Origin of the sequence: Cobetia sp. cqz5-12 (assembly GCF_016495405.1) — a bacterium.
Taxonomy (GTDB): Bacteria; Pseudomonadota; Gammaproteobacteria; order Pseudomonadales; family Halomonadaceae; genus Cobetia.
The window spans coordinates 3945795-3958499 of sequence record NZ_CP044522.1 but is presented as its reverse complement, the minus strand read 5'-3'; the positions used below and the strand labels follow the sequence as shown (position 1 = coordinate 3958499).

10 protein-coding genes are annotated in these 12705 nt (G+C 59.9%); all 10 read left to right on the top strand.

All coding sequences use genetic code 11. The annotated features are described in order from the left end of the window. Positions 1–3 precede the first annotated feature (3 nt). The gene (locus F8A90_RS16385) at positions 4–3627 is read left to right on the top strand and encodes a pilus assembly protein (RefSeq protein ID WP_200018015.1); all 3624 of its coding nucleotides are present in this window, start codon (positions 4–6) and stop codon (positions 3625–3627) included. A 10-nt stretch (positions 3628–3637) separates the two neighbouring features. Continuing rightward, positions 3638–3976, top strand: coding sequence for a hypothetical protein (locus F8A90_RS16380; protein ID WP_166020084.1), 339 nt, complete (start codon positions 3638–3640; stop codon positions 3974–3976). A gap of 56 nt (positions 3977–4032) precedes the next feature. After that, positions 4033–4461 carry a type IV pilin protein gene (locus F8A90_RS16375; RefSeq protein WP_442778878.1) on the top strand — a complete coding sequence of 143 codons (429 nt, stop codon included), beginning with the start codon at positions 4033–4035 and terminating at the stop codon, positions 4459–4461. A gap of 243 nt (positions 4462–4704) precedes the next feature. Beyond that, positions 4705–5250 carry a GspH/FimT family pseudopilin gene (locus F8A90_RS16370; RefSeq protein ID WP_267906748.1) on the top strand — a complete coding sequence of 182 codons (546 nt, stop codon included), beginning with the start codon at positions 4705–4707 and terminating at the stop codon, positions 5248–5250. Continuing rightward, complete coding sequence (locus F8A90_RS16365; RefSeq protein WP_200017998.1) at positions 5234–5740, top strand: hypothetical protein; 507 nt, start codon at positions 5234–5236, stop codon at positions 5738–5740. The genes F8A90_RS16370 and F8A90_RS16365 overlap by 17 nt, the downstream gene beginning before the upstream one ends. After that, positions 5740–6741 carry a PilW family protein gene (locus F8A90_RS16360; RefSeq protein WP_200017993.1) on the top strand — a complete coding sequence of 334 codons (1002 nt, stop codon included), beginning with the start codon at positions 5740–5742 and terminating at the stop codon, positions 6739–6741. The genes F8A90_RS16365 and F8A90_RS16360 overlap by 1 nt, the downstream gene beginning before the upstream one ends. After that, the gene (locus F8A90_RS16355; protein ID WP_166020089.1) at positions 6738–7277 is read left to right on the top strand and encodes a pilus assembly PilX family protein; all 540 of its coding nucleotides are present in this window, start codon (positions 6738–6740) and stop codon (positions 7275–7277) included. Before F8A90_RS16360 ends, F8A90_RS16355 begins: the two co-directional genes overlap by 4 nt. Before the next feature lie 13 nt (positions 7278–7290). After that, a complete protein-coding gene (locus F8A90_RS16350) occupies positions 7291–10713 on the top strand; it encodes a pilus assembly protein (protein ID WP_200017991.1) in 3423 nt (1140 codons plus the stop codon). 210 nt (positions 10714–10923) lie between these two features. Then, positions 10924–11379, top strand: a complete 456-nt coding sequence (locus F8A90_RS17635) for a type IV pilin protein (RefSeq protein ID WP_200017990.1) — start codon at positions 10924–10926, stop codon at positions 11377–11379. Between the two features lie 151 nt (positions 11380–11530). Continuing rightward, a complete protein-coding gene (gene thiO / locus F8A90_RS16340) occupies positions 11531–12676 on the top strand; it encodes a glycine oxidase ThiO (protein WP_200017989.1) in 1146 nt (381 codons plus the stop codon). Positions 12677–12705: the final 29 nt, after the last annotated feature.

Genomic DNA, 12705 nt, shown 5'->3' with positions numbered 1-12705 from the left:
AACATGCGTTATCTGCTGAGTGGTGCCCTGTGCCTTGTCGCCTTGCCCTGTCTGGCGGCCCCGGGGGAAATCGCCCGCGCCCCGGTCACGGAAGCGACCGGGGTCCAGCCCAATATCCTGTTCATTCTGGATGATTCGGGCAGCATGGCCTGGGAAGATACTCTCAACAAGGGGGTGGAACACTGGAGCCTCCAGCCGGCTTCCTCGCTGATGGGTTACACAGGGGTGTATTCCAAGAGCCTTGTTACGGTAAGAAACAATCATGATGCCGATGATCGTATCGTTTCCTATACGGATCTTGGCGGGGCGATCGGGGCCTGTATGGGCTTCAATGTCATGGCCTACAATCCTGCGCTGACCTACACCCCCTGGGCGGGTGCTGATCGAGCGGGAATCGCCTATCAGAACATGAGCCTGTCGAATGTCCGTGAAGATCCCTACGAGCCTACCAGCTGGGCCAGGATGAGCGATGACGCCTACTACGTCCGCTGGGACGACAATGGTGATGGGGACTATGACTACGGTGAATGCGGGCTCTACCGGGATGGTGCGGGGCGCCTGTATCTGGACGAAGATCATGTCGTTGAAGTAGAAGATCTGTCCGCGGCACAGCAAGTCAATTTCGCCAACTGGTTCACCTACTATCGCGACCGCATGCTGGTGGCCAAATCTGCCATGGCCGGTGTGATCAACGCCAATGAGTCCCGAGTAGGGCTGCGCACCATCCAGGGCCGCAACAATCGCAACGTTGCGGACATGACGGATACTGATGAACGTGAAGCCCTGCTGGAGGAGCTGTTTACCGCCTATCCCTCCGGTGGCACCCCTCTGCGTACCGCGCTCAAGAATGCCGGGGAGTATTACTCCAGCACTGGTCGTTCGGCCCCCATTCTGAGTGCGGATGAGGGCGGCATGTGCCAGCAGAACTATTCCATCATGATGACCGATGGCTACTGGAATGGCTCCAGTCCCAGCGTCGGCAACGTCGACGGTGGCAGTGGCGACTTCATCAGTGCCAGTCACCGTGACAGCTATTCCGATACGCTTGGCGATGTCGCGATGAAATATTATCGCGAGGACCTGCGGACTGACTTGATCGACAGCGTGCCGACCATACCGGGAGTGGATGAAAATTCCGCTCAGCACATGGTGACCTACACCGTCGGGTTCGGCGTGGATGGCTCACTGTCCGAGAACCCTGCTGATCTCGAATCTGCCTTTACCTGGCCACAGCCGGTTGCCAACGCCAATACCACCATCGACGATCTGCGCCATGCGGCCTGGAACGGGCGTGGTGAATATCTCAGCGCCGCCAATCCGCAGGCATTGATTGATGCGTTGAACAATATCGCTCAGTCGATCGCAGGACGCGCGGCCAGTACCGGTAGCCTGGACATCAGCAGTGGTGGGCAGACCAGCGGCGCGTACGTGATTCAGACCATCTATGACCCCGCTGATTGGTCGGGTGATGTCGTTGCACGCAAGATCGGCACCAATGGCACCTTGAGCGCCACCTCGGATTGGTCCGTCGCGGAGTGGTTGCGTGACGATGATAGCCGTAGCTCCAGTCGCAAGGTAATTACCTATAACCCGGGAATCGCGGAAGTTGACGAGAAGGCCTTCTTCTTCGATATCGAGGAGGCCGGATCACTGGAGGCCGAACAGGTACTGGATCTCGTGGGTTTCCTCGATGAAACCCTGCTGTCAGAAACTCTGTTGGCAACGCTGCGTAGAACCGTTCGGGATGATGACGATGACGATGACGATGACGACGACGACGACGATGATGATGATGATGATGGCATTCTAGGTGGAGTCGGCTCAGTGGTCGGAGGCGTCACCAATGGCGTGGCTCAGCTGACGGGACGCGTCCTGGACACTACCGGTACCTTCCTGAAGCTGGATGGCACCAATCTTGGCGTCAGAACATCGGATCTCGAGAACCTGATCGGCTATCTCAAGGGTGATGATGCCTATGAAGGGACCTTGTTCCGCGAGCGTGATGACAACTATCTCGGAGATATCGTCCACGCCTCCCCAGCGATCGTCGGGCCGCCTTCGGCCAGCTATCGCAATGACATGGAAGTGTCCTCGTACCGCTCCTTCAAGACGCTGTATGAGGATCGCCAGAACATGATCTACATCGGTGCCAACGACGGCATGCTGCACGCCATCGACATGGAGACCGGTGAAGAGAAGTTCGCCTACATGCCGTACGCCGCCTTCAGCATCGAGAACGGGCGTGGTATTCGCCAGCTCGCTGATCAGAACTATGTCCACCAGTACTATGTCGATGCCACGCCAGTTGCGCGTGACGTGCATGTTCAACTGGGGGATGAGGATGCGCCCGGTTGGCACTCGGTCCTGTTGGGTGGACTGGGCGCTGGTGGCAAGGCGGTCTACATGCTGGATATCACTGATCCTGAAGGCTTCGAGTCATTGGGGGAGTCCAATGGCACCTCGCCGGCCGATATCGTGCAGTGGGAATTCACCCACGAGGACCTCGGCTATACCTTCAGCGATATCCAGGTAGCGCGCCTGGATGATGGCAAGTGGTATGCCATCTTCGGCAATGGCTACAACGCCGACAGCGACGGACGTGCAAAGTTGTTCATCGTGGACCTGGAAGATCCCGACAACTATGCGCTGCTGGATTCTCAACAGGGCAGCAATGCCGGTGGGTCGTGCACCTCTGCCAGCAGTGACTGCAATGGCATGTCGAGTCCTGAGCTGGCTGACATCGATGCCGATGGCATCACCGACTGGGTCTATGCCGGCGATCTGCATGGCAATGTCTGGGTATTCGACATGCGCGACTTCTCGCTGAGCAACATCGGCAGCAGCGAGATGTCGCGTCTGTTCCAGTCATGTGCCGTTGCCTTGAACAGCACGTCATCGACCTGCCCGGCAGCTTCCCGTCAGCCCATCACGTCGCGGGTAGCCGTGGCACGCAGCGGTGTCTTCAACAGCACCGTCGATACGCCGTACCTGAATGTGTACTGGGGCACCGGGCAATTGCTGACCCTGCAGGATGCGGTCGATACCTCGACGCAATCCTTCTACAGCGTGCTGCATACCGGGTCTTCGACTCGTCGTCATCATGGCCAGCTGGAAAAGCAGAGCTTCTCCAATATCAGTGGCGTGAGTGACGCGCGTACGGTCACGGGGGTAGGCGTCGATTATTCCAATCAGAACAACAATGGTATCCAGTACGGTTGGTACCTGGAGCTGCCTGACGCCGGTGAGCGCCTGGTGACCATTCCGGCTGTCCGCGGTGATCTGATTGTCTTCAATACCACCATCCCGGGCTCCAATGGCCCCTGTACTGGCGGGGCCAGTGGTTGGCTGAATGCCCTCAGCTTGCGCAACGGCCTGCAACCGGTACGCAGTTACAACAATGTGCAGCAGGTCTTTGATTACAACGCGGATGGCGAGGTCAACGCGAGCGACAACGTCAACAATCAGGTCGTGCTCTCGATCAAGACAGAAGGCGAGCCCACCTCACCGAAATTCCTGGGTGATACCCAGTATGTCGGTCAGGGTGGCACCAATCAGGTGGTCGAAATGGCCATGGACTTCGGGATCGATGGGCTGGAAGGCCGTAGTGCCTGGTATCAGCTGCGCTAGGAGAGAGACCATGAAGACATCACGACTCAAGCTGGCTGGTAGTGGACTGTTGCTGGCGGCAGGCTTGCTCTTCACGAGCTGGAGCGCCCGAGCTCTGGCGGAAGATACCCCGATACCGCTGGTCATGGAGCAGAGCATCACGGGCGTCATCGACGAGCGAGAGGGAGATCAGCTGCTCGTCGACGACATGGGGTTCGTGCTTCAGCCGGATAGCCGGATACTCAATCGCAATGGGCGCGAGCTGAAGGCCTTCCATCTCACGCCGGGGCAGGAGGTCGAGGTGCGCTTCGACCCACGTGGTGAGCCGAAGCAGGTCATCGACATCACGCTGCTGCGTCGGGGGCGCTGATGAGCAGGCGAACAGGGGGGGCTCGGGCACAAGGCGGCTTCGGTCTGCTGGAGCTCATGATAGCCGTGGCCATCATCGGCATTCTGGCGGCGATCGCCTATCCCAGCTATCAGGATCAGGTGGAGCGCTCACGTCGTACCGACGCCACCACCGCACTGCTGGCGCTTGCCCAGACGCAGGAGCGCATCATGGCAACCTGCGGTGAATACGCGACGGCCAGCGTGACAGCGGCGACCAGCTGTGGAGATGCGCTCGGAGGTGGCGGCGATGGTATCGGGCTGGGACAGGCAGATGCCGTCAGTGAGGAAGGTTTCTACAACCTGGTCGTCGCAGGAGATGCAGACAGCTATACCCTGACCGCCACTGCCACCGGCAGTCAGGCCAATGATCAGGACTGCGCCACCTTTACGCTCACGGAGTTGGGAGTGAAGGGAGCGGCAGTCCTTGAGGACTCGGAAGATACCGACAGCAGTGATTGTTGGTAGGCACTGACAACCGACATTGCATGGCAAGCGCCTGAAGCCTCGATCTACGATGATCGGGGCTTTTTTGTCTGGTGGGTGAGGCTCAGCCCAGAAATATGGAATAACGGTGATTATGGGGAGTTTTCGGAATGATGGGTAATCTTGTGTAACATAATGATTCCATCTGTGGTTCATAGACGTTAAATTGCCCAATTTCACGCCCTGCAGGGTGCTTTGGCCTGCGTGGCTTTCAGGGGTAAGACGATGCAGCTTTTTCCTGCACTTCGGCATGGATGTCGGCAGGGCCGCCAGCAAGGCTTCACGTTGATTGAACTGATGATCACGCTGGCCATTCTCGTGATCACCATTACGATCGCCGTGCCCGCTTGGCAAGGGGTAGTCGCGCGCAACGCCGTCACCGGCACGGCCGAGACGCTCGTGGCTTCCATCAACTATGCGCGTAGCGAGGCGGTGGCCAGCGGTAACGACATCACGCTCTGCCCCCTGAATGCCCAGGGTAATGCCTGCATGAATTCCACCAGCTGGAGCAATGGCTGGGCGGTGGTGCAGGGCAGTCAGGCCGAGGCACGGGCGTCGCTGGGCGATGACCTGTTGCGCGTGTTTGATGCCGCCATCACCGTGCAGGCGAGTGTTGCCGGCGTGACCTTCGATGATCAGGGTGCGACCTCTGATTCCACCTGGTTGTTGATCTGTGACCAGTCGGGCGGGCAGGGTCATCGCCAGCTTGAATTGACGCCCATCGGACGAGTATTGACGGAGACTTATGGCAGCGATGACCAGAGTTGCTGAGCTTGGCGTGCCCCGCGCAAGCGACGGTCAGCAAGGTACCAGCCTGCTTGAGGCGTTGATCGCGCTGCTGTTGATGGGGCTGACATTGCTGGGTTTCGGGCTCATGCAGATGGAGAGCCTGCAGGCCAACAACGAGAGTTATGCGCGCACCGAAGCTCGTATTCTCCTGGTCAGCATGGCTGAGCGCATCCAGGCCAACCCCGATGGTGTGGATGACTATGATGGTCTTTCCACCGCGGGGGCAGGAAATCCGGGGGGGTGCCCCTGCAGTGTTGCCGAGCTTGCCGCCCGTGACGTGGCGGTGTGGGCGGACAGGCTTGAGGACAGCAGTCTGAACGCGCCGGTCGGGTCCATCGCCAGTAGTGGTAGCGACCTTCTCACCCTGACCCTCGGCTGGAGCGGCGCCGCGCAGCTCGGGCAGAACGAAGACAGCATGGACGCCGATGCCCAGGCATTGAGCGAGACCCTACAGATACGAGTGGTGCCCTGATGTCGTCGAAAGCCTTCCTCTCGCTGCGAGCCTTTGCATCGCGCTCGCCTCGGGCGTCGCGCTCGATTCCCTCACGGCGTGCCCAGCAAGGCGTCGGCCTGGTCGAATTGATGCTGGCGCTGGTGCTGGGGCTGTTCATTTCCGCCATGGCGCTGGAATACTTTTTGGCCTCGCGTTCTACCCTCAACACCACGTCTGCCGTCTCTTACCTGCAGGAATCTGCGCGCCACGTCACGCGTCGCCTGCAGCCATTGGTGCGCAATGCCGGTTTTTCCGGCTGTGCGTCGGTGAGCAGTGTCAGTGATGGTACCGGCAGTCATGCGCTGTCCGATTCTCCTCTGACGGCCGAGTCCGATACGGTGGCGGAGATCACCTATGACCGTCTGGCCTTGCAGGTACCGGCGCTGGGGGCGCAACGCGGTTGGCAACTCGGGGCGAGCGTCGCCCAGGGCGATACCTCGCTGACCCTGGAGGACTACACCTCCGGCACGCTGGAAACGGACAGCGTCGTGCTGATCAGCGACTGCGAGAGCGGCGACATTGCACGCCTCTCGGGCGATGGCAACAACTCGCTCGATCTGTCGAGCGCCGTCGAGCACGGCTATGGCGGCACCATACAGACCCAGGCGTATGTCTATCCACTGCAGCGTTGGTACCTGTTGCTGTCACAGGCCGATGACGATTCCCCCGTTCGGCTCTGTCTGAACGGCGAGGATGTCGATGGTGACCCGACCGCAGGCTGTGGCGAAGAAGTGGCGCGATACGTCGAAGCGTTCAACCTGACCTTCGATACGGCCTCCGGCAGCGGTAGCGCGAGTCGCTTTGCCGTGGAGCGTAGCGTGGCGGAAGTGGAAGCCGCGAACGACTGGAGCAGTGTTAGACGGATCCACATCAGTCTGACCCTCAAGACGCCGCCGACGATCAATGTCGAGGGAGAGGGGGACGGTGAGTTGCAACGCACCTTCGATATCACCCTGAGCCCGAGGAATATCGGTCTATGAACCAGTTGAGTTCTCCCCGGCCGCCGCGCCAGCAAGGCATGGCATTGCTGGTCGTGCTGATCATGCTGATCGTGGTGGGCGTGATGGCGGTGACAGGCAATGAAGATACCCAGTTGCAGACCCGCATGTTGATGAATACCCAGTTCTACGACAACGCCTATGCGGAGGCCGAAAGTCTTCAGCAACAGGCGGAGAGTCGTCTGCTCGAGGGGGAGCTGACCCTGGATGATTTCGGCGGGGACGGCTTCTACGACGTGACGGCGGGGGAGGAGCTGGGCTTCGATCCTCTGCAGGCAGACGCCTGGGAGGGAGAGGGTGTCTTGAGCGGTGATGCGGCTGACAACGGCAACTATGTCATCGAGTACCTCGGGGAGACGACGGAAGGCGTTCTGAATGACGATAACCTGAGCAGCAGCAAGTTGTTGAATGCCTTCCGCATCACGGCCGCCGGCTGGAGTCTTGAGAGCGCAGGTGACCCTGAGAGCAAGAAGCGTGCACTGGCAGTGGTGCAAAGCGAAATCATGATGGCCGATTGAAGGGAATCTATCGATGAAATCGAAGCACTCACCCCGCCGCAGCGGCTTGCGTCGTCTTCACCTGCCAGCCTTGCTGTCAGGCGGACTGCTGGTCGCCTTGCCCGTGCTGGCAGACAGCGACACGCTACTCCAGTTGCCCACCACCCAGAGCGTCGGCGTTACCCCCAACGTCCTGCTGGTATTGGATGATTCGGGCTCGATGACCTGGGAAGACACCTTTGATGGTGGTAGCTCCTACCAGGGTTACAGCATGCTGTATGCAGAGCAGGAAGTTTGCACCACCACGACGAACAACGGGAACGGCAGGAGGAACAATAGAACGACGACAACCTGCGAAGATGTCTTCAAGCCGCAAGACCTTTCTAATAAATACTTCTGTGCCGATTCCAATAGCCAGGCCTATGACCCGGATCAGACTTATCTGCCCTGGAAATTGGGCAATGGTGACGAGCGCTACGATGACATGGACCCGACAGCGGCGTGGATTGATTTCAATGAAGGCGATGATGAAGACAATCTGGTTGACCTGACGGACCCGGACCTCGAGTTTCGTTATTATACTGGCAGCAATTGTAGTGACAGTAGTGAAGTCCAGGTCTCGGATCTCACCCCGGATGAGCAGGTCAACTATGCCAACTGGTTCACTTATTATCGCAGTCGCCTGAATGTCGGCAAGGCTGCCGGGCTCGAGCTGCTTTCAGATATCGAATATCGTACCGGCTTCATTACCATCAACCCCGGTTCTGAAACGGCCACCAAGGTGAAGGTCGATGATATTCTGGATTCGATCATAGAATATGTCACCAATGTACTGGGTAATCTGGTATCAGTCGTCACGACAAGTGACAGTGGCAACGATCATCTTGATGATATCAAGGATGCCATCGTCAAAACGGAAATCAGCTCAAGCAACACCTATGTATCGACGCCCTTGCGTGAGGCACTCTATCGCGCTGGTGAATATTACAGTGACAATTACTCCAGCCTGGGCTCCACACCGATTCTTTCCGAAGATGAAGGTGGCATGTGTCAGCAGAACTTCACTGTTTTGATCACGGATGGTTTCTGGAATTCCGAGAACTCTACCGCCTCCAATAACATTGAAAGCAAGATCGGCGATGCCAATGGTGACGGACGGACCTGGCGGGAAAGTTATAACTACAATTATGGCGGTTATGCCACGTTGGCGGATGTTGCTTATTATTATGCCCATAATGATCTGTTGCCGAAGCTTGGAAGCGGGACCTATGAAAAGCAGGTAATGACGACCTATACGGTGGCATTCGGTGTCGAGTCGACCAGTAATGATTGGGATGACAAGGATCGCGTCATCGAGAGCAGCTCCAGCACCATCGATGATCTGGAACAGGCGGCCATCGATGGCGGCGGCTCCTACTTCAATGCCTCCAGCCCGACGGACCTCGTCTCGGCGCTGGCGGCAATCGCCTCCGAGATCGTCGCGGTAGGCAACAGTGTCAGTGGTCTCTCCACCAACCTGACGACGGCCAGTGTCGAGACGGACAGCCGACTGGTCGAGAGCCGCTATTCCGCCTCGACCTGGACGGGAGATGTGGTGGCTTCGTCGGTTCAGGAGGGCAAGGATGTCGAGGACGACGACCAGGTCTGGAGTGCTGCCACCCAGCTGAGTGAGGCATTGGAGGATGAGGATGGCCTTGAATCGCGTACGGTCTTTACCATGTCCGGCGGCAACGGAGTCGAGTTCACGCCCGACAACGCGGGCCGCCTGAGCTCCAGCCAGCGCAATGATCTCGCGCGCATGGAGGTCGGTGGCAACTCCACCGATGACTACGTGGAGGCGGCGATCGAGTGGCTGCGGGGCAGCGATGAATACGAAGGTGATGGCCTGCGCAATCGCACTGGCGTCCAGCTGGGCGACATCATCGGCTCGTCGCCTGTCGTCGTGACACGTGACGACTCAACGACAGAGGGCAGTGTCTTCGTCGGGGCCAACGACGGCATGCTGCATGCTTTCGACCTCAAGACCGGCAACGAGCAGTTCGCCTATATTCCGGAACTGCTTTACAGCGAAGAGGACGACGCAGGGCTGGGGTATCTGACGGACCCGGGCTATCAGCATCGCTACTATGTCGACGGTGAACTGCGTCTGGCCAGCCTGAATGGTGAGGAGTGGCTGGTATCCGGTCTCGCCGGTGGTGGGCGCGGCCTGTTCGCGCTCAATGTCACCAAGGCCGTGGCAGGCGAAGACTTCGACGAAGATGATGTGGTGCGCTGGGAATTCGGTGCCAGCGACGATGATGACATGGGGCATGTCTACGGCAGCGCGCATATCGTGTCACTGAACAACGGCGACAGCGCGGTGCTGGTCGGCAACGGGCTGGAAACGGCCGATGAGAACGCCGCGCCGACGTTGTTCGCGCTGGAGCTTGATGGCGTCAATGCCGGCGGCGTGATCGCCAAGCTGTCCCCCAGCGGAGTGACCGGCGGATTGGCAAACCTGCAGGTCGCGGACCTCGACAGCAATGGCACCGTCGATTTCGCCTATGGTGGGGATCTGCAGGGACGGCTGTGGAAGTTCGATCTCAGTGATGATGACAGCAGCAAGTGGACGGTCACGCGTCTGTTCACGGCCTGTGCCACGAGTCTTTCGGGTGGCGAATGTCCGACGGCCGCGCTGCAGCCCATCACGGTCAAACCGACGCTCAGCCGCTACTCCGGCGGCACGCAGACCATGACCTCGCCCAATCTGCTGGTCTCCTTCGGAACAGGGCAGGACATGTACGCTGATGCCGAGGACGAGGCCTGGGTCACCCAGAGCCTCTATACCGTGCTGGATGCTGGTGGCAGCCATACCAGCTTGATGCGCAGCAACCTCGAGGAGCGGACTTTCGTCAGTGGCAGCTACACCAACGGCGAGCTGACAGGCCGGACCCTTGGCGGCGACAGCTTCAGCTATTACCCCAGCCAGCTGGAAGATCAGGACAGCGATCGCTTCGGCTGGTATCTGGATCTGGACGCCTCCGAGCAGGAAGAGCTGGTCGAGCCGGCCAATCTGCTCTCCAACCTGGTGGTCTTCTCCACCAGCACATCCAGTACCGGAACCAACTTCTGTGAAAGTACCGGCGGTGGCTGGCTGGTCGCGCTGGACACCGAGACAGGGCTGCCGACCTATGACGATAGTCAGGGCAGCTATGTGACCATCTTCGACTTCAACCAGGATGAGGCCTTCAGCGCCGATGACCTGGTCGGCACTCTCGTTGATGACACCGTCGCCGTCGGCAATGTCATCGTCAGCGTCAAGTTGAGCGGCACACCGACATCCAGTGTCAGTGTCGGCGATACGGTCTACGTGGGTACCAGTTCGCTAGGCAGCGAGGAGGGCGGTGTCTCGTCCTACGATCTCAACGTATCCAGCTCGACGGATACCGGCCGTGTCTCCTGGTATCAGCTGCGCTGAGCCCGTCTCGGTCATGAGGCAAGGATGACATGCTGCGCCGCCACGCCTTTCCCGGGGTGGCGGCGCCTTGCCTTTCAGCAAGGTGTACTTCCTTCAGGCAGGCTTGCCCGGAGCCTTTTAGCCGAGTCTTGCGCCTTGGTCTTTCACTCAAGCCCTTCGTCTTAGCCTTTCACCCAAGTCCTTCATTCACGTTCTTCAAGGAATCACTTCATGGCCAGTATTTTCTCTTCCCGTTCGCGTCTGTCTCGGCGTCGGTACGCCTCAGGCTTCACCCTGACGGAGATCATGATCGTGATCGTCATCGTCGGCATCCTCGCGGCGATCGCCTACCCGAGCTATCAGGATCAGGTGATCCGCTCGCGTCGTGCCGATGGGCAGGCGGCACTGATGTCATTGGCCCAGGCCCAGGAGCGTTACATGGCGCGTTGCGGCGGCTACGCGACCAGCATCGCCGGCGACAGTGATTGTGATGAGGAAGGGCTGGGACGTGCCACCGAGTCGCCGGAAGGCTATTACGCCCTGAGCCTGGAGGATGGCGCCACGACGACCCGCTTCACGCTCATCGCAACCGCGGTGGCGCCTCAGAGTGCCGATACCGACTGCCCCGCGCTGACTCTTACCAATACCGGTGTCCGTGACACGACCGGCGATGGCGATTGCTGGTAGCCGCGAAGCCCTCGGCTATGGCCAATGCTGGAGACGCTGCTCAATGCTGGAGACTTGGCGCAATGCTGGATTGCATGTGGCTCGCTTGCACCGCCTTGCGGGCGGCGTATTCTTGACCCCTTTCCCGGGCTGATGGCAGGAGCGAACAGGCGTGAATGACTTTGTGGTGGTAGGCGGTGGCGTGATCGGCATGCTGACCGCGCTGGAGCTGGCGGATGGCGGTGCCGAGGTCACGCTGATCGAGCGAGGCCAGTGTGGGCGTGAGGCGTCATGGGCGGGCGGTGGTATCGTCTCACCGTTGTATCCGTGGCGTTATAGCGCGCCGATCTCGCGCCTGTCTGCCTGGTCGGAAGGCTTCTATCCTACGCTGGCCGAGCGTCTGATCGCGTCCACCGGCATCGACCCCGAATATCGCCAGCAGGGTCTGCTGTACCTGAATGTCGAGGATGCCGAGCAGGCACTGGCCTGGTCCCGTGAATATGCCAAGCCGCTGACGCGCGTGGACGCCGGCTTCGTCTATGACAAGGCACCGGCGGTCGCGCCCGGTTGCGAGTCGGCGCTGTGGATGCCGACGCTGGGCAGCATCCGCAATCCGCGTCTGGGCAAGTCATTGCGTGCCGCGCTCGACGCTCACCCGCGCGTGCGCCTGCTGGAGAATGTCGCGGTGCAGGGCATTCTGCTGCAGGACGACACCGCCATTGGCGTACAGACCGCCAATTCGGTGTTGTCTGCCGGGCAGGTCGTGGTCTGCGGTGGTGCCTGGAGTCGTGAGATTCTGAGCGAAGCGGGGCTCGAGCTGCCGGTACGTCCGGTGCGCGGTCAGATGGTGCTGTTCAAGGCACCCAAGGGGCTGGTGGAGCGCGTGGTGCTCAAGAATGGACGCTACGTGATTCCGCGTGCCGATGGTCGTGTGGTCGCGGGGTCGACGCTGGAAGAGGTCGGTTTCGACAAGGCCACCACCGAGGAAGCTCGCGAGTCACTGATCAAGAGCGCCTGCGAGATCATCCCCGCGCTTGCCGAGTGTGAGGTCGAGCACCACTGGGCGGGACTGCGCCCGGGTTCACCGACCGGCACGCCGTTCATCGGCGCCGTGCCGGAGCGCCGCCATCTGCACGTCAACGCGGGCCACTACCGCAATGGCTTGGTACTGGCGCCGGCCTCGACCCGCCTGCTGGCGGACCAGTTGCTGGGCCGTACGCCGATCATCGACCCCGCCCCCTACCAGCCTGAGGCCCTGCTGGCCGAGATCGCCACGCTGGATACGGCGTCAAATGCCGGTGAGACCCGCTGGGCCTGAGTGATTGTGTGCCGTCTTTCGTCATCGAG